Source organism: Pseudomonas sp. IT-P258, from assembly GCF_949767825.1.
GTDB lineage: Bacteria > Pseudomonadota > Gammaproteobacteria > Pseudomonadales > Pseudomonadaceae > Aquipseudomonas > Aquipseudomonas monachiensis.
On the sequence record NZ_CATKPU010000032.1, the window covers coordinates 408,974 to 427,136 of the forward strand.

An 18,163-nucleotide genomic window follows, 5' to 3' on the forward strand; every position below is an offset into this window, starting at 1 on the left:
ATATCAAAAATTCTCCATGTACCTGATTGACCAGCGGTTATCTCATCTCTATACTTCGCCGCCATTGAGCCCTGATGGCGGAATTGGTAGACGCGGCGGATTCAAAATCCGTTTTCGAAAGGAGTGGGAGTTCGAGTCTCCCTCGGGGCACCACATAGCAGTATCTGAGAGTCTCTACCAGCCTCTCAGACCCAAAGAAACCGGCCACTTGGCCGGTTTTTTTGTGCCTATCTATCTACCCCTGTCTCCCCTTATCCGTTGTATCCCTGTATCCCTGCTTGTATCCTGAGAAAAATACCGAACTTTGGGATACAAGGATGAAGCGCGCAGACATCAAGCGCCGCCCTCTCGCTGACACGACACTTGCGGGATTGGAGCCGGAAGCAAAGGAATACCGGGAGCTGGACGGAAACGGCCTCTACTTCAGGGTCAAACCTGATGGTGGTAAATCCTGGCAGCTCCGCTACAAACGTCCCGCGGGTAATTGGGCTTGGATGGGGCTCGGGGGTTACCCGGAAGTTAGTGGTGCGTTGGCACGAGACAAAGCTATCGAACTGCGCAAAGTGGTCAGTAGTGGTGCCGACCCTCTCGAGCAAAAGCGATCCGCGAAAGCTGCAATCGATGCGGCTAAAACTCGAACATTCCGAGCCGCTGCCGACGCTTGGTTAAAGGCGAAAGAAGAAAAGGGTCTTGCCCCTTCTACCCTCAGTAAGATCCGGACGTACCTCGACAAGGACATCCTCCCAGCGCTGGGGGACAAACCTCTCGACGAAATTACCCGCACAGATTGCGCAGACCTCCAAGCCTCCATAGAAGCGAGAGACGCTCACAACGTAGCGGAAAAGTGTCGCACCTGGATCAATCAGATCTTCGGTCGAGCCATTGGATTAGGTTTGACCGAAAACGACCCGGGAAGCCGTCTTCGCGATATCGCCGCCCAAGCACCAAAAACTCAACAGCATCCTCATTTGTTGGAACCGGAGCTTGGCGACTTTCTGACCGCGCTGAAAAACACCCCCAGCCGACTGACCGCCCGAACTGCAGCATGGCTCTGCATATGGACGGCATCGAGACCGGGCATGGTTCGCTTAGCTGAATGGAAAGAGTTCGACCTTGATAAAGCGACCTGGACGACACCTGCCGCGAAGATGAAGATGCGCAGGGATTTCGTGTGCCCCCTTCCTAAGCAGGCGATATCCGCGCTCCAAGAACTCCACTGCCTCACCGGGCGCAGTCGATGGCTGTTCCCAGGAGTCGGTGCCAAGAACCCGACTATTAGTGAAAACACCATCAACAAAGTCTTTGCGACGGTTGGTTACAAGGGGCGCTTGGTCGGCCATGGCACCCGCCATACCGCTAGCACCCTTCTCAGAGAACATGGTTGGCCGAAAGAGCATGTCGAAGCGCAACTTGCTCATAAAGAAGAGGGAATATCTGGGGTTTACAACAAGGCCCAATATCTTGAGCACCGAGTGAAGATGATGCAGTGGTACGCGGATCACCTCGATGCGATTGCAAGCGGAAAGGTTATCAAGGGACAGTTTGGAAAAGCGGTATGAGTGAGCCCATCCAGCCCCCCTCAAAAATCCATGTTACGCGTGTTACTCGTGTAACGACCTTCGCCAAATACCCGAGTTTATTGGCTGTCGTAGCTGTTACACGCTTGCGGGACTTTCTGTACACGCCATGTAACGCCGCCCAAACGTGTAACGCCAGACTCAGCCCTTGGCTGCTGCGGGCCGGCATTCGACGCCCCGTGCTACTGCGCAAATCTCGCTGGTTTCGCTTGCAAAACTCAGGGCGTGGGATCGAGCGTTACACGTTGAGCGCCATTGGCGATGACTGATCACCAACCCATCTTGCATTCAGCACTAACCGTTGGCCTGATCAAGCATCTCTCGGCACAACCGCTATACGAGCTCTGTCGTGAACAGCTCGCTGACGCGTGCTTCTTGATTGACCAGTGTTGTCTGCGCATCCAGACCGGCGACCTCGATAGCCATCTGAGCAGTATGTGCATCAAGACGGCGATGCATGAAGAGACCATTTTTCAGTACGCCTCCACAGATACAAAAGCGCGTCTCGCACACTGGGTTCGCCAGTACAGCAACTGTTACTCAGCTTCGGAGCGCGAGGCACATGCGGCTTACATCATGGCCTGTGCTGTAAAAGCGCTAGGGGCTTTATACGACTGGATACGGGAAACCGATCAAAAGGCTTGGTCCCATACTTCTGAACCTCCGACCGACTGGCCGTGGGGTCTCTATTGTCAGTTTGTAGAAATGCAGGTCGATCCCAACGAACGCATCCAGGCACTCGATCTGTATGTCCTGTATCTGGAACCCATCACTTCACTGCCCTGCTTGATCATTGACGAGTTGAGGCCTATCGCTGACAGGGCGATCAAGAACGCCATCCGAAGCAAGGGGGGCATCATCAGCGGCATGGAGCGCAACAAGGACATCAGTGGCCGCGACACTGCAATCGTTCATCAGGGGCGCCACTATTTGGCGAACAGAATGCCTGAGAGGAACGTCGCAACGGCGGTGCATGCCTGGCTAAAACGGGAGGTCGCTAAGCCACCCAAAGAACGTCCCGAGTGGATCACCCTTGAAACCGAAAAGGCGCTGACTCGCAAAAGTGTGGAGGCCATTCTCAAACGCAACTTCGTGCTGTAACCGAAATTTCAATTGGATTTCAATTGGAAGTGAACTGCTCACCGCCGACCTACCTCTAGATCATTGCTCTCAGTCCTAACCTGTCGAGAGCAAGACCTATGAAAGCCTATATCACCGAACTTCCCCGCCTTAACGCCGCTACACCAAGCCCAATCTTCGATGCATCTTCGACGTTGATCCGCATGCCCGAAGTTGAGGGTATCGTGGGCATGAAGCGCTCAACCATCTACAAGCTGATGCAGCGCACCGACTGCGATTTTCCCCAGCCCGTCAAATTGAGCAACAGCAACGCTCGCGGTGCCCCTGTCGCTTGGGTTTTGTCTGAAGTGCAGGCATGGGCACGCAGCCGCATTGAGGCGCGTGATCAGGTGGCCGCATGAACTGCAAGAGCGCCAATAAAGCGCTGATGCATCCCTTCTCTGTACTACGACGGATCGGCTTTTCGCCCCGCCTCATGCAACGCCTTGAGCACTACCGTTGCCAGCAGGACAAACAGGGCCGCTTGGTCAGCGTACTGAGTTGGGTCGACGGTACCTGGTGCGCTCTCTCCCTCCACTGCGAAAAGACGGGAGTCGTGATTGTCGACGAAGGCCAGCAAATGCACGCCTACGAAGACGCCCGCTCCATGCTCAACGGCGGTTTTCTACCCCTGCTCTCCCTGCGCTGGGAAGCCCATGCCTGAAACGAAAACGCCTCCGGGGGCGATCCGGAGGCGTTGAGGTAAATCTACATGCACGAACAATCTATGCCGCACCTGAAAAATTCGCAAGCCATCAGCGCAGTTGCACTTTCGAAAAACGGACGTTACTCTCTGACCGTCGCTGCAAATTCAGCGATTGGGCTTGGCGGCCCAAACAGTACAAGGCGCAACAGCGCCCCCATTACGATTGCAGGCGCTTTTTTTGTGCCCGCATTCCCGTGTTATGGCGGGTTGCGTAGGAGCACCCTCGGGTGCGCCGGTCTCCTTGTACGCCGGTCCGCCAATCCTGCGCAATCCGTCACCCTAATCTGCTTGGCGGCAGACGGTGGCGGTTCCTCAGTACAAGGAGCCTTCACAAATGCAACACGCCCTCAATCCGTCCAAAATTCGCGCCGCTGCACACCGTGCAATGGCTCTCGCCGCTTTACACGCAAACTCCAGCCTCGCTACACGCCTCACCCGCTACAACGCTCACATGGCCAAAGCCCGCGCACTCGAAACCGCAGGCGGTGCCCGATGAACAGCCCCCTGAGTTGTGCCCTGCCCGAAGACCTGCTGTGCGTCAGCAAAACCGCCGAAGCCGGTGTGCCCATCGACGCCATCACTTGCGCCATTGAACGCGCCGACTCGGTGCTGACGCTGCTTGAGGATCACTTCGAAAGCGAATCCTCGCGCCTCGCTAACCACGTCATTGCCGCCGTCCTTTGGGACGTACGCGGCACTCTCGGTCTGATCAAGACGCTCGCCTTGCACGGCGACACCACCTCGACTCCTGCGGTGCAGAAAGGCGGTGCGCTATGACCATGTCCACCACCCTTGGCCATGCCACCTTTTCCCGCGTCAACGCTACCGATCTGAAGCTGTTTCGGGTCAATGCCGGTATCCCCGTCGAGGATGCGCTGGAGATGGTGTCGCTGCTGCAGCATCACGCCAACCAGCTCACTTTCGACGCCGCCATGAGCGATCAGGGTGACCGTTTCAGCTGGCCTGCTCTGTACCTGGGCGAGATGGCCAAAGCACTGATCGATGACATCAACGACGCGCTGTTTCTGCAGAGGGCTGATACATGAGCCAACGCCCAAATAGCGACGTAAAACGTCCGAGCTTTGCCGACGTAAAGGCCGCCTCACTGAAAGACATTGATCGCGCCCTGTCGCATTGGCTGCCCAACGGCAAGCGCGTGGACGGTGGCAAGGAATACACAGCCCCGAATCCTACCCGCAGCGATAAGCACGCAGGCTCGCTTAAGGTCAATTTGAGCAAGGGCACCTGGGCCGACTTCGCCACTGGTGATAAGGGCGGCGACCTGATCGATCTGGTGCGCTATCTGGACGGCGGCACCGACATCGAGGCTTGCAACAAGCTGGCGAGCCTGCTGAACGTCTCGGCGGGCTCTGCCCAGTCGAAGCCAGCCCCTAGCAAAGCGAAAGCACCCGAGTGGATAGCCATTCAGCCGATCCCGGCCGAAGCCATGAACAAGTGCCCGACCAAACACCGGCAACACGGCGCGCCGTCCAAGGTGTGGATCTATCGTGATGCGCAGGGCCAGCCACTCATGACGCTCTATCGTTTCGACCTCGGCCCCGATGAAGATGGCAAACCAAAGAAAGTCTTTGCTCCATTGACGTGGTGTCAGCGCGCCGACGGCCAAACTACACAATGGCGCTGGCAAGGTCTGCCGGATCCGCGCCCATTGCTGCGCCTTGATGAACTGACCCAGCACACTGCCGCACCGGTTGCCTTGTGCGAAGGCGAGAAAGCTGCAGATGCCACCGCCGAACTACTGCCCGAGTACGTAGCCACCTGCTGGCCGAACGGTTCCAACTCATGGCACAAAGCCGATCTGACAGCGCTCAAAGGTCGCGACGTACTGCTGTGGCCAGACAACGACGTCAGCGGCAAAGCTTGCATGGAGGCGGTCGCCGACAAGCTGCGCGAAATCGGCGCTGCCTCGGTCCGGGTCATCGCGCTGGACGTGTTCAAACGCAAACCCACGCTGGAGAACGAACGCGCCGCCTTCACCAAAGGTGGTCAATGGGACGATGGCGACGACGCGGCCGACGCACTCGCCAAAGGCTGGACAGCGGCCCATTTCGCCGAACTGGAAAACAGCGGTGAACTGTTTGGTTTAGCTGTGGAAAAGCCGACAACGGAGCAGGCTGAAACCAAGCCAGAATCGAAGACGAAACCGGCGGCCAAGCGACCCTTAAAATCGAAAAATGACCTGATGCCCGGTGGCTTTCGCCTGACGCCCGAGGGCGTGTTCTATGCTGGCGACGACGGCGAGGCACGCCCGGTGTGCTCGCCTCTAGCGATCCTTGCTCGTACCCGTGACGAGAAGGGTCACAACTGGGGCTTGTTGGTCGAGTTCGACGATCCAGACGGCACCAAGAAGCGCTGGAACATCCCGGCGCGCACCATGACCGGCGACTTCGGCAAGGACGTTCTCGGCCCATTGGTGGACATGGGCCTGCGCCTAGCCGGAAGCCGTTCGGGGCGCAACGCACGCAACGACCTGCAGAGTTACCTTGGCGGCTTCGACAGTGCGCAACGGGCACGACTGGTCACCCGCTTGGGGTGGCACGACAGCGCCTTTCTGCTGCCCAAGCAGCAGGTCGGTGCGCACGTCGAACACCTGCACTTCTATGAGGCCGGTGCGCAGCTTCCACCCATCAGCGAAGCGGGCACCCTCGAGCAGTGGCAACAGCAGATCGGCGCGTTGTGCATCGGCAACCATCGCTTGGCGTTTGTCGTCGGCGTGGCGTTCGCGGGTCCGCTGCTGCACATGCTTGGCCATGAGTCGGGCGGCTTCCACCTGTACGGCGACAGCTCAGGCGGCAAGACCACTCACCTGCAGGTTGCCGCTTCGATCTACGGCGGCCCACGCTTGGTGCGTTCATGGCGTTCCACCGACAACGCGCTGGAATCCATCGCCGCCGCTCATTCCGACGGCCTCCTGGTACTGGACGAAATTGGCATGTGCGATCCGCGCATCATCGGCGAGACGGTGTACATGCTCGGCAACGGCACCGGCAAGGCTCGCGCAAATGACCGAGGCCAAGCAGGCCGACAGGTTCAGGAGTGGCGCTTGCTGTTTCTCTCCACCGGCGAGAAGACGTTGGCGCAGCACATGGCCGAAGCTAACAAGGAGCTGAAAGCGGGTATGGAAGTGCGCATGCTCGCCGTCCCGGCCGATGCCAGCAAAGGCCTCGGCATGTTCGACGCGCTCAACGGTTTCGAGGATGCGGCGGCGTTGTCTGATGCGCTTAAGGCACGCGTAGCGAATTACTACGGCACACCGCTCACTGCCTTCCTGACGGCGCTGTGCGAACCCGGCAAGCGTCACGGCTGGTCGGCCATCCTGCGCCGCACGCTGGAAGGCTTTATCGCCAAATCGCTCCCGGCATCAGCCAGTGGACAGGCGCACCGTGCAGCTGCGCGCTTCGGCCTTGCGGCAGCAGCGGGCGAGCTGGCCACCGCGATGGGCATCACCGGCTGGCCGGACGGAACCGCCACCACCGCCGCGCGCGTGTGCCTCAACGCCTGGCTAAACGAACGTGGAGGTGCCAGGAATTTCGAGGGCGACGCGATCTTGACGCGGCTGCGCCAGATCATCGAGCGCTTCGGCGAAAGCCGCTTTACCCGCTGGGAATCAGCGGCAGCAAAAATCGACGAACACGGTCCGCGCACCATCGACCGGCTTGGCTTTCGCAAGGCGCTGGAGCACGGGATGGGCGACACCATGCACACCACCAACACTTACTACGTGCTACCTGAGATGTGGCGCTCCGAGATCTTCCGGGGCATGAACATCAGCGCTGTGAACAGGGAACTGCTGCAACTCGGTGTGCTGGAGCCAGGGAGCGACGGCAAGGCGTCGAGTCTGGTCCGGTTGCCCGGCCTCGGCCCGCAACGCTGCTACATCGTTAAGACGATACCGGGAACGGATGAGCGCGAGGCTCGGGCTGCCTGAGGCATCCCTCCTGATCGAGGTAGCGCCGACTCATTCCCGGTCTCGCCAGCCGCTCAACCAACCCAACATCAAATTGCACAGGAAAAGTACAGATGAACGAATTTCAAGAGCCGACAGAGCATTGCGATCCGCTGACCAACGAGGTGGAAAGCTTTCAGAGCGCACTGCTTCCTGAGGCAGCGCTAGACAGTCCCGAAATGAACGACCACGCGAATTGCACAGAGCAAGCACGGATAATCGAGATCCATGTATTGAAGGTCCAACGCGACCAGTTACTCAGCGAAGCGGAACGCCTACATGCCGAAATGCTTCCCTATGAAGTAGCGCTGGAAAGCGAGGAGCCCATCGAACCCGATCAAAAACGAGAAATACGCGACAAGTACAACGACCTGAAAAGGAATTTCGATTCATGCCAGTACAATGCCAGCCTTTTGGATCAGAAGATCAATCGACGCGAAAACCTCGTGAATTGCGATTCCCTCATGGCGGCCTATGTTGAGGCAATGACTAATTGGACAGCCGATGAGCAGGAGCTTAACGAAAAGCGCCAAAGTCTCAGCACCCGTCTGGAACAGGTCCGCCAGCGAGCTATCGAGGATATGGCTAAAGCCCGACAAGCCGAAACCGATGCTGCGACGGCCTACGCGCAAGCGGTAGCCTGGGGCGACACAGAGGGCGAAAAGAACGCCAACACCGAGGCAATGAAGGCCGCCAAAAATCTTTCGACTGCCACTGAGCACAATCGGCGACAACAGCTGATCATCACTGCTCTGGAGCAGGAGTTGGCAACAATTGATCGATACATCGCCGAAGCCCAAAAAGAACACAAAGCCATCGAAAGAAAAGCCCTTCACCTGGCGCATACCGTTCTGGAGGAAAAGTGGAATCAAGCGGCTGAGGCGTTGCTAGATGCTGGAGGCAAGCTTTGGGCTGCTTATCACCTTATCAATCGCGATCAGATCGGGCTGATGAAATTGACCCTCCCGGAACTGGGTGAAAACGTCAGAAGCTGGAATAGCGATGACCTAGTAGATCGCTCCTGCAAACACTCGGTGCAAGACGTGTTGGCCATGTAACGAGTAGTTTCGCCCAAAACAGCCTGCGCAAGTGGGCTGTTTAGATTCCTGCAAGAATAAAAGTCGACCATAGCCAAACTCATAAACACTTAATATTATTTCTACAGACAAAAACATATAAAGGCTCCTTTGGTACACCTCCTAAAGTAATGAGCACTAAATCCAAAGGATCTCAAATTACGCAACCCCCAACTTTTGATTGATGATTGTAGAACCAGCACCCTTCCTAAATAGCTGGAATTTACGATCTTTCCGCAGCCTCGAGCCACTCACTAACCCCATTAACCCCTAACGCAAGCATAGCGTCTTGAATGGCCACTACCATGCCAAGCATCTCCCCCTTGTCTGACTCCTCCCGTTCCTCTGCTTCCGAAAAAAGACGAGTTAATAATTGCGTGAAATTGTGATCAAGATCATAAATACTAGCGCCTGCATGTTGCGCGAAGGCTAGATACACCTGAGTCACCTTAAGCGAAAACATTGGGTCTCTACCTGAAACGGCGTTCAACCACCCATCAAACCCATATATATTTCGATGCGAACGATCAGAATCTGAGCCTAACGCAGCAAAGTAGTTCTCGATAAACTCTAGCGGAACAAGTACGGGCGGAGATACCTGTCGAAAAATATCGGTGAATTTGTGAGCGACATTTTTACAGGATGCGCTATTAGATTGCAGAATATTATTCAACCCATCTAAGCAAAACTCGCGACACTGCCGAAGGTTGCTTTCATTCGTCCATATACTTATAGCCCCCTTCCAAGCGTCTTCATTTTCGAGCGCTCTCAACTTTGATATAAGATCCTGCTGATCAATATTTTTAGACAATGCCGCCAAAGCTGAAATTCTCGCCCAGGTCTTAAAGTCTTTTCCTTCCCCCTCAACATACAACCTTAACAACCAAGGGCCAACGATCTCGAACTGTCTGTGATACGTATAATAAAGGCACGATTCAGCAATTGCCCACAAACCAGCTGCTGGCTCTTGCATCGTCATATCAAAAATCTTCCACCCAATATTTTTATCAAGTTGCATCAGGTAAGGCAGCCGTCTCAGTATCAATGCTCTTATTGCTGGATGCTTATCTGATGCAAATGAGTACAAAGTTTCAGCAAGCAAAACAGGCCACTCACACCCGTCTTCTTTCAGACGACTCGCCATGATCATCAGAGCCTCAACAGCGTCACCACGTGCCATGTTGATGCCGTGAGTTATTAAATCGACATTGTCTCCTGAAACAGAACTCTCCTCATCCAATGTTAAAAACATTGAAGCAAAGACAGTTAACTTAAAAGAATCTTCAAAACTTGTTACTATGTGAGCAGAGGCTTGCAGGGCGCTTGCAGCCACACGATTGTGCTGCCAATATTGAGAGTGCCCCTCCAACTCCTCAAAAATATCCCGCATCAACTTTAAAGCATCGGGCTCTTCTGTAGGTTGCCAGTTAGAATCAGACTTTCTATTCCCAAAACGGCAGCTTAAATAAACAGCAACACCGTCCATGATGCAATCTCGAAACCGTTCAGTGATCTGGTCCCAATTTTCTTTTAATAACCGCAAAAAACGCATAGAACTGCGGGATGCAGCCTCACGCAACTCCCAGCCAACTTCACGTTCTCCTCCGGTCATAAATTCATCAAAAGAATCTCGAACATAACCATCATAGTGTTCCAAAATTTTCAGGACAGCTAAATCGCTTAGAGCCAGAAAAACCTCATAAGAAAATGGCGAAAGAACTGTCCTTACTTTGACTCCTGGTGCAGGCAGCCATTCAACGGGCCAAGCAATTTGCTCATACTCCAGCACTATAGAGCTTGCAGCCTCAGATCGCAGGTGACGCGGGATACAAGCAAGGAGTTGAGATTGCTCTTTAACCATGTATTCTCGACCATTCACGTCATCAGCGTAGCCTTGATGAAGATCGAGTATGGCATCCATTGCTGCGTCTTGCACATTGTAATCAAGCTGTAAAAAGGCACATTTAATAAGAACCCCAACCTGATATTTTAGCCCTGAGTTTAAAAAACCTTTATCACATATTATTTTTTCGATTAAATCCAAATTACTACGCGGAGCAGCTATACACCCTCGCAAGGCAAAATAACGCAATGCGCCTTCTACGTTAAAACATAAACGCTCACGACTGCCCTTCCACCATAACGAGTCAGTTTCCGCATGACTGACAACGGCTTTCTCGAGAAGATCAAATAGAACCCGCTCATTATCGTGATGATATTCTGACGAGCACTGATCATCATTATAGGAGGTATCACTTAAAAAACCGGTCCTATATCCTGAACTTCTAATATCGCGACTTTGGTATTTAATACTACTCCACATCTCGATAGATTTTACAACCAGATCGAGCAACTGAGTGGAGCTTTGCATCCGCCTAAGGAGAAACTGATCACCTCTATCACCAAACTGATGCGACTGACATTGTAGATTTTTACCAAGGCGGTATCCGAGCACATCCGCCTCACATACATCCCCTGCTATAAAATCCCACAGAACAACATCATCCAAACCGCCAGCTGACACGCAATTGGCGAGTGCCTGCCCCAAAAAGCTGCTCTTCGAATTCGGAAGTTTCAACAGCTCAACAAGCAATGGCGCTAAAAGTGGTGCGTCTTGGGATTTTACATTTTTGCAGGAGATTGCCATTTGATTGATAAGTGATGTTTTATCCAAATTATCCGCATGCAATATTTCCTGCCAAAATTCGAGCACTCCAACTGGGCATTCAACAAGCCACAGACTCACACGGTGTGCGTGTCTGATTAGACCATCCGCATCGGACTCTTCTCTCAGCAACGGAACGAGATGCTTTAGCCAAAAGCCATACCATTCAACCTGTACTGCCTTTCCATAAATTACTTGAAAAATTTCTTTTTTCGAGTTTCGCAATTCACGAATGAGCGGCCAATCTGCATCACATGGAAGTTGCTCTGCAAAACTTTCTGCTACTAGGCGTCTAATATGGAAAGCGTGATTACCAGTGAGAACAGTCCTTAGTTGCTTCCTAAACTCTCGCCGGCCACCAGCGGCAAGCTGAGCAACAAAACTCCGTATAGTTGGTCGCACGAAAGGAACAGGGGGCAAACCCTCAATAAACTCATGCAGCGTCATTCCTCGCCTTACGGCCCCACTGATAACAAGTACATCCAACAACGTCTGATGCCCAAACGTTAACTTTCCCTCTTGAGCTTCGTGTAACACGTCGTGGCTGAGCAAGGCTCTGAGCACCCTCTCGGCTGCCGGGAAGAATTGTCGAGGAACCGCTAGGCTCCTTAGCCTCAACATCTCCATTGCAACGTCTTCAAGTGCCTGGATTGCTGAGTCACCTAAATTTTTATCAGATTGAATAGTCATTCGGAGGTAGCGTTGTGCTAGTCCCTGACTAGTGACGACGTTAAAACTACCATCTGTACGGGCAAGATCAACAAACAGGGCAAGCTCGCGGGGATTACAGATCAGCTTACGAGTGGCAGAGTCCATGCTTGATAGATCAATTCTCATTTTAGAGAGCAACGGTTCTACATCGGCATCCCAATCCAGCGGTTTGCAATGGAACTCTTTGACCCATTTCCTTTGCGCAATCGATCGGTCATAGTTTCTGTCAAAGTCACGACATGCAGTGACAACAGTAACATTCGGTATTAGCAACAAGCGGTCGATCTGGGCTAAAAAATACTGTAAGACACTGTGCTCACGAGCTATAGAGAGGACATCGAGAGAGTCAATTACCACGACAACATGTACATCGTCAGCTAAGCGAGCAACTTTTCCCACCCATTGTTCAGCTAAGCCTAGAGCGTGACGATCTTGTACCGAATACAAATCAGCGAATTCGCGCGACTGAATAAAAAGTGGTACAAGATCAGAGCGAGAATCAGCAAGTTTTTCTAACTCCTCCTGCAAATCAAGCATTATGCATGTTTTACCAGACCCAGGAGCGCCAGTAATCAATATGGAACCACATTTCTCCTCAACGGCTTTAATGACTTCGATAAGAATAGGGTTTTTAAGGCGTTCGTGACCAATATCCCTCCGCCAAGAACGGCCAATTGAGGAAGTGCTCTCGAACGTTTTTTTTACCTCCACGACATCCATTGCTGGAATAAGCATCGCACCTGCACGAACAATCAACTCATTTACATCAGACTTAGTCAGACGGCTAAAATCAGCAGAAAGCTTATTATCTCCCTCCTCAAATCTCATACCTAACTGGCAGATCCTGACCCACAACGCATTATACGCAGCAGACGAATTACTCGCCAAACGACGCAGACGTTCAAACAGCAACTCTTGCATCCGTTCCAGGTCTGGAGTGGTTTCAAATTTTATTCGACTCAAAAAATCAAAAACAGAAATACTCGACGCACAACTCTCAAGCAACTTCTTCAAACTAGAATTTGACGCGGCGTGCGCCTTGCCTAAGTTGGCATTAAAAGACTCTACATCACTATAGTTAGTACTATACTCTCTTAAAGCTGCCATTTCGCCAAACGGCGTGCGCGAGTAAAAACAAACGACGCTTTTCGGAACACTGGATAACACTTCATTTGCCTTAATCAGCTCATCATAAAGATCCGCTATAGACCAAGACTTAAACTGCGTCTGATTTTTTTTACACTGACAGCAAATTACTCCGCCATCTTTTCTCCCAATGACAACATCATCAACAGACCAAGTAACCGAGTCGACCTCCAGCCAGTGATAATCTGGATCTTCGAGTACAGACAATGCCCAGCCAAAGGCCACCAGAGATTGAAAACCATCCCCTCGATTTGACTGAATGCCTGCTTTACTCAATTCTATACCCCTCTGGCTGGTGAATTTGTATAGCTTCTACCTATGAAGCATTACTACTCGTAGAACTATCAGTCTGTTTCTCTGACGGTGAAAAAATCTCCTCCAAGAGATTAATTCCAGCAATTTTTTGTCTAGCCCGATAATCCGCGCCTGACATAAATTTTCTCATGCTCCGGTCCAAGGTAGCCAATTTATTTGATATCTCCACATCCAAGCTCTTAGCTACCTGAAGCCCATTACAAAAAGAAAAAGCTTTCCCCCACCCCCAAACCACTCTGTTAATTTTTGAGAGCGCCTGCCCATAGCATCCACCAGCAAACAACTCTCCACCATCCAGTATATGTTGTGCCGCATAGTTAGCGCGCACGATCTCCTCATCAACTTTATCGAGCAAGCTTCGTCTCGCTTTTTTTGACGGTTGCACGAGACCTGGGCTAACGTGACAGCCTAAAAACTCAAAACCGTTACCAACTTGTCCGTAATCCGCTTTATCGCTCGCCGAATAAGGCGAATAGGCGGTTAAGCCCAAACGTTTCAATATTGCCTCAGCGCGCCGAAATGCTGCGAAGACTTCTCTTTCGGTTTTCCCCAGTATCACAAAGTCGTCGATATAACGAATACATGTAATTCCACCAAAATTCATTTCCCTATCAAACTCCGCCAAATACAGGTTCGCGATAAGCGGCGATAGCGGAGAGCCCTGAGCAACACCATCAAGACCAATTGGGAAATACTCTAATAAATTCTTCCGACCCAGTTCAGAAAGATTAGCCAAAGTGGTTTCAATCGCACTAGCAAAGAGATTATAAAAACTATCATCAACGACATGCAGCCGCATGCATTCGAGAACGGTTTCTTTCTTAAGCCTTGTAAAAAAACTTGGTATATCAGACCTAATATAGTATTTTGCACCCCCATCAAAACTCTCTTTCAATTTTACAATTGCCAACTCAACTCTTTTTCCCTTTATCCCACCGAAGCTAGTTGGAACATCTAATACATCTTTAACATACGGCACATTATCCTGCAAAACATCCAGTATTGCCCTCTGAACAATACGATTTTCAATTGGTGATATAATTAAAGGTCTCGGATCTTTTCCTAGACGCTTTTTCGCAACGCCCTTCTGGGGTTTGAATTTGAATTTTATTTCACGCAATTGGCTCTGCAGAGTGCGCAAATTCGCAACATAGTCGGACTCAAACTCATTGGCGCTATTACGAATTTCTTCAGAGGAAGACATCTGAGCGCTAGCTTTTACCACCCGCCAAGCGTTTTCAAGAGTCCTGGTTTTTCGGACGTTTAGATATAGGTCAACCATCCGTGTCACCTCAAGCCCTGTTGGTCGGGGCTCATCGGCGAACCTGCCCCAACTGCTAGACGGACTAACTACCTTCGGGAGACCTGGATGCATTCACTGCAATCTCGGACGCGACCCGGACAGTGCCATCAGATGAGACGACGCTGCCGCTGGGCACACTGGGTTCGACACCGCTACGCAGTTCGATCAGCACGCCAGCCAAGCTGAATGCGCACAACACGAGGCTGAACGCTCTGAGTGCCGAATTGGCACGTTTTTGCATGACGCTGGTTTCATGCGACTCCCCTCCAGATTGGTAATGCTACCTTTTTGAAGATTGCCGTCAATTTCGCCATGACGGTAGCCTTCGACTTCACGGTGAAGGCGGCCATCAACTTCGCGTCACACGACCCCACATCGAGCTCCACCCTGAAAATAAAGCTATCTACCGTCCGATGAGCCACCGATAAAGCAATGGGAGTTCCGGCATACAACATAGCAGTCGGGCAAGCGTCTCTACCTTCGGGAGACCTGGATGCATTCACTGCAATCTCGGACGCGACCCGGACAGTGCCATCAGATGAGACGACGCTGCCGCTGGGCACACTGGGTTCGACACCGCTACGCAGTTCGATCAGCACGCCAGCCAAGTGGCCTGATGCTAGCACTCTTTCTGTAGAGAAAAAAAGCCAGCAACCGCAACAAGGGGTTATAGAACTGAACTTGGTAAAATATAGGTGCGCCAATGTAACACCAAGCCGAACTGTAACCTGCTTCACCATAATTTCTTAATTTGCGTGTAACAAAAAAAAATCAATAAAATCAGCGAGATAGGGCCGATGTAACATGTGTAACGTTTGTAACCCGAATAAATATCTACCCCAAGCCCCTCAAACTGTGATGCCACCAGCGAAAAAATATTGCGGTGAACCGTGCCATTTCAGGTGTGCTATAGCCCCTGCAAGACTCATTTATCACGGGGCCTTGTTAGCGGGAAGATCTCCCACAGTGAAATACAGCTTACCTATGCATATGCCCTATTAGATGGATGACATCCAGCCCCTGTTACAAATGCGGTAGAGATCTCCTATCTGTTCAAGGGCCTTTCAATTTCAAGGTTGAAATTTCAGTAAGCTGGGACGACTGCCGCTACCAAGATCTGGCGGGTTTCCGACCCCGTACCCGAGGGAATGTCCTAGGGGCCCCCGCACTTTTTTGCCGTACTCTGGCAGGAACGATTCTCTGCCACATAGAACCTATAGATAAATCAACGACTTAGGATAACGTATGGAACAGCGTGAACCACAAGGCACCCTTAGTACGATTGAGATCAACACGGAAGAGGGCACTAAAAAAATTGAGGTTGAGCCCGGATGCCCAATTTTTATTCTTGGTCGAAACGGAACCGGAAAATCGGCGTTAGTAGGAATGCTCTCCACTAAGCTCGGTAAAAATTTAGTGTTTATGCCAGGTTCCCGACCTGCTTCCTTTGATCGTGAAAGCCTCAATTTGACAGCTGCTTCCAGAAAAGATCTAGCAATCAACTTGCCCCATTGGAACGCCGATCCAGACACAAGGTGGAGAAGCACGGCAGGAACAGCAAGAAATGAAAAAGCTATTCATGACCTGCAAAATGCTGAATTACAGTACAAGGTCGATGCCGCAAACGAAATCAAAGCTGAAGGTTCTCAGTCGAGTGCTATCGCTCGACTCCAGTCAAATGACGCCCCCTTAGATCGCATCAATGCCTTGCTAGCCCAAGCAAACCTACCGGTTCGAATTCTAATTTCTGAGGGTGAACTAAAAGCCCAGCAAGGCGATGCCGTTTACAGTTTTGCCCGAATGTCTGACGGAGAACGGGCCGCACTTATTTTTGCAGCTGAAGTCGTAGCAGCTCCTGATGGAGCCATTTTCCTGATTGATGAGCCGGAACTTCACCTCCACCCGTCTATCGTGGTTCCGCTCTTAAAAGCGCTCATTGCTGAACGCCCCACATGCGGTTTTGTAATCTGCACGCACGAGCTAGATCTACCAGGCAGTTCTTTTGCGTCGAAAATCATCCTCGTTCGAGGTTGTAAATGGCGTGGTACAGCAGTCGAGTCGTGGCAAGTGGACGTCTTGGATGCCCCTGAAAAAATACCAGAATGGTTATATGTTGATCTGATCGGTTCGCGCCGGAAGATATTGTTTATAGAAGGAACAACCAACAGCCTAGACCACCCTCTGTATTCATTACTATTTCCTACCGTCTCTGTGAGATCGCGTGAAAGCTGCCGAGAGGTTATGAGAGCGGTAGAAGGTTTACGAGCTGTGGAAGAACTGCATAGGGCGCAAGCCTTCGGTCTTATTGATCATGATGGGATGGACGAAAAACAGGTTCTCGATTTCGAGTCCCATGGCATCTACCCACTCCCGATTTTCGCAGTTGAAAGCCTCTACTATTCCGCCGAGGTATCAGCAGCATTGGCAGCTCAGCAAGCCAAAACCTTTGGTCTAACACCTGAACAGCTACGTCATGAAGCGCAAGTGGCAGCCTTACAAGCAGTAACCGCCAAAGGAATACCGGAGCATCTGGCTAGCCGCATAGCTGAGCGGCATATTCGAGATAAGCTCCTGCTTGCTTTGCCAGATAGAAAAATGATGATGGAAGGAGCGAAAAACGATATCGAGTTCAAGCTTGAATCTCCATATCCTAGTGAGCTAGAGCGTATCGAACAGATGATCAACGCTCAGGACATCGACGCAATCGTATGTCGATACCCTGTAAGAGAATCTGGGATGCTCAACGGTATTGCGAAGGCGCTACATTTCAACGGTCGAACTGATTACGAGAGGGCAGCGCTGATCCTTATTGGGATCAATGATGAGCTTCAGCGGTCGCTCAGGATCAAGCTGGGGAAATTGTCCGACATGCTCGTTTAATCTGTAACCGCGGATCCAGCGAGCGATATCATGTATCCCAGCTTGTATCCCTAGACGTACAATTACGCTGCAGGCCATGTTTTATATGGAACCCGAGGGTCTCCCTCGGGCACCAAAATTAAGAAAGGTCTTGCTTTGCAAGGCCTTTTTTTTCGCCTATAGAAAAGTACCTGACACCCCACCGACAACGCCCTGACAACGCGCTGACCTGTAGGAGCTGCCGAAGGCTGCGATCTTTTGATCTTGCTTCTCTTCTGCCCTTCTCGCCGGAAGAACATTTCACAAGGACTCCCCCCCATGGAATTGCACCTGGAAACCGTCGCCCTCTTCTCCCTCAAGCTGGCTTATGAATCGGAAGATTCAAGCCCGATTTTACGTGACGACCTGGTCATGGGTGACTACCAACGGGATGTGTTTGAGTTGCTGGTGCGGCGGGGGGATGTTGAGGCGATTCAGTTGAAGGTGGATGAGTGCGTGGGGTTGGCGCTGGAAGCCATTGGGGGTGGGGATAAGCCATTGGGGCGGGAGTTGCGGAGGTTGGCGGGGGAATTTGCCGGGATTCAGGTGATGGAGCAGCTTGATGCGCCGCTCGTTGCGCTCAAGGACTATCTTAAAGACATTCAATGAATGAAGGTGGGCGGCCCCCCGTGAGCAGGATCGACGCTGGACACCCGATCTGTCAGCTGTATTAATGGTCG

12 protein-coding genes and 1 tRNA gene are annotated in these 18,163 nt (G+C 51.9%); 11 read left to right on the plus strand and 2 right to left on the minus strand.

The features are described 5' to 3' along the window. The first annotated feature begins 68 nt into the window (after positions 1 to 68). The 9 genes from ACM6G4_RS14430 to ACM6G4_RS14470 all read left to right on the plus strand — a co-directional run bounded on the left by ACM6G4_RS14430 (position 69) and on the right by ACM6G4_RS14470 (position 8,427). A tRNA-Leu gene (locus ACM6G4_RS14430) sits at positions 69 to 153 on the plus strand. A 164-nt stretch (positions 154 to 317) separates the two neighbouring features. Continuing rightward, entirely contained in the window at positions 318 to 1,559 is a 1,242-nt protein-coding gene (locus tag ACM6G4_RS14435) for a tyrosine-type recombinase/integrase (RefSeq protein WP_414913943.1), read from the plus strand. A gap of 279 nt (positions 1,560 to 1,838) precedes the next feature. Further along, the gene (locus ACM6G4_RS14440) at positions 1,839 to 2,678 is read left to right on the plus strand and encodes a hypothetical protein (protein WP_414913944.1); all 840 of its coding nucleotides are present in this window, start codon (positions 1,839 to 1,841) and stop codon (positions 2,676 to 2,678) included. A gap of 98 nt (positions 2,679 to 2,776) precedes the next feature. Further along, positions 2,777 to 3,058 (plus strand): helix-turn-helix transcriptional regulator, encoded by a 282-nt coding sequence (locus ACM6G4_RS14445; protein ID WP_414913945.1) that lies wholly within the window; start codon positions 2,777 to 2,779, stop codon positions 3,056 to 3,058. Further along, positions 3,055 to 3,360, plus strand: coding sequence for a hypothetical protein (locus tag ACM6G4_RS14450; protein WP_414913946.1), 306 nt, complete (start codon positions 3,055 to 3,057; stop codon positions 3,358 to 3,360). The genes ACM6G4_RS14445 and ACM6G4_RS14450 overlap by 4 nt, the downstream gene beginning before the upstream one ends. Positions 3,361 to 3,894: 534 nt before the next feature. Next, the gene (locus ACM6G4_RS14455) at positions 3,895 to 4,179 is read left to right on the plus strand and encodes a hypothetical protein (RefSeq protein ID WP_414913947.1); all 285 of its coding nucleotides are present in this window, start codon (positions 3,895 to 3,897) and stop codon (positions 4,177 to 4,179) included. Further along, entirely contained in the window at positions 4,176 to 4,448 is a 273-nt protein-coding gene (locus tag ACM6G4_RS14460) for a DUF3077 domain-containing protein (RefSeq protein ID WP_414913948.1), read from the plus strand. Before ACM6G4_RS14455 ends, ACM6G4_RS14460 begins: the two co-directional genes overlap by 4 nt. Further along, positions 4,445 to 7,351 carry a DUF927 domain-containing protein gene (locus ACM6G4_RS14465; RefSeq protein WP_414913949.1) on the plus strand — a complete coding sequence of 969 codons (2,907 nt, stop codon included), beginning with the start codon at positions 4,445 to 4,447 and terminating at the stop codon, positions 7,349 to 7,351. Before ACM6G4_RS14460 ends, ACM6G4_RS14465 begins: the two co-directional genes overlap by 4 nt. A gap of 233 nt (positions 7,352 to 7,584) precedes the next feature. Beyond that, a complete protein-coding gene (locus tag ACM6G4_RS14470) occupies positions 7,585 to 8,427 on the plus strand; it encodes a chromosome segregation protein SMC (protein ID WP_414914035.1) in 843 nt (280 codons plus the stop codon). Between the two features lie 241 nt (positions 8,428 to 8,668). On the opposite strand, the gene ACM6G4_RS14475 is transcribed toward ACM6G4_RS14470, so the two are convergent. Beyond that, positions 8,669 to 13,243 carry an ATP-binding protein gene (locus ACM6G4_RS14475; RefSeq protein WP_414913950.1) on the minus strand — a complete coding sequence of 1,525 codons (4,575 nt, stop codon included), beginning with the start codon at positions 13,241 to 13,243 and terminating at the stop codon, positions 8,669 to 8,671. A 40-nt stretch (positions 13,244 to 13,283) separates the two neighbouring features. Next, on the minus strand, positions 13,284 to 14,564 hold the full coding sequence (locus ACM6G4_RS14480) for a reverse transcriptase domain-containing protein (protein ID WP_414913951.1): 1,281 nt from the start codon (positions 14,562 to 14,564) through the stop codon (positions 13,284 to 13,286). Positions 14,565 to 15,830: 1,266 nt separating this feature from the next. Between ACM6G4_RS14480 and ACM6G4_RS14485 the strand changes: the two genes are divergently transcribed. Both ACM6G4_RS14485 and ACM6G4_RS14490 read left to right on the plus strand, forming a co-directional pair. Further along, positions 15,831 to 17,465: an AAA family ATPase gene (locus tag ACM6G4_RS14485; RefSeq protein ID WP_414913952.1), complete on the plus strand. Its 1,635-nt coding sequence runs from the start codon at positions 15,831 to 15,833 to the stop codon at positions 17,463 to 17,465. 297 nt (positions 17,466 to 17,762) lie between these two features. Continuing rightward, positions 17,763 to 18,092: a hypothetical protein gene (locus ACM6G4_RS14490; protein ID WP_414913953.1), complete on the plus strand. Its 330-nt coding sequence runs from the start codon at positions 17,763 to 17,765 to the stop codon at positions 18,090 to 18,092. Positions 18,093 to 18,163: the final 71 nt, after the last annotated feature.

Coding starts and splice junctions, on each gene's coding strand:
- ACM6G4_RS14435 (WP_414913943.1), top strand. CDS start 318: ATGAAGCGCGCAGACATCAAGCGCCGCCCTCTCGCTGACACGACACTT.
- ACM6G4_RS14440 (WP_414913944.1), top strand. CDS start 1,839: ATGACTGATCACCAACCCATCTTGCATTCAGCACTAACCGTTGGCCTG.
- ACM6G4_RS14445 (WP_414913945.1), top strand. CDS start 2,777: ATGAAAGCCTATATCACCGAACTTCCCCGCCTTAACGCCGCTACACCA.
- ACM6G4_RS14450 (WP_414913946.1), top strand. CDS start 3,055: ATGAACTGCAAGAGCGCCAATAAAGCGCTGATGCATCCCTTCTCTGTA.
- ACM6G4_RS14455 (WP_414913947.1), top strand. CDS start 3,895: ATGAACAGCCCCCTGAGTTGTGCCCTGCCCGAAGACCTGCTGTGCGTC.
- ACM6G4_RS14460 (WP_414913948.1), top strand. CDS start 4,176: ATGACCATGTCCACCACCCTTGGCCATGCCACCTTTTCCCGCGTCAAC.
- ACM6G4_RS14465 (WP_414913949.1), top strand. CDS start 4,445: ATGAGCCAACGCCCAAATAGCGACGTAAAACGTCCGAGCTTTGCCGAC.
- ACM6G4_RS14480 (WP_414913951.1), bottom strand. CDS start 14,564: ATGGTTGACCTATATCTAAACGTCCGAAAAACCAGGACTCTTGAAAAC.
- ACM6G4_RS14485 (WP_414913952.1), top strand. CDS start 15,831: ATGGAACAGCGTGAACCACAAGGCACCCTTAGTACGATTGAGATCAAC.
- ACM6G4_RS14490 (WP_414913953.1), top strand. CDS start 17,763: ATGGAATTGCACCTGGAAACCGTCGCCCTCTTCTCCCTCAAGCTGGCT.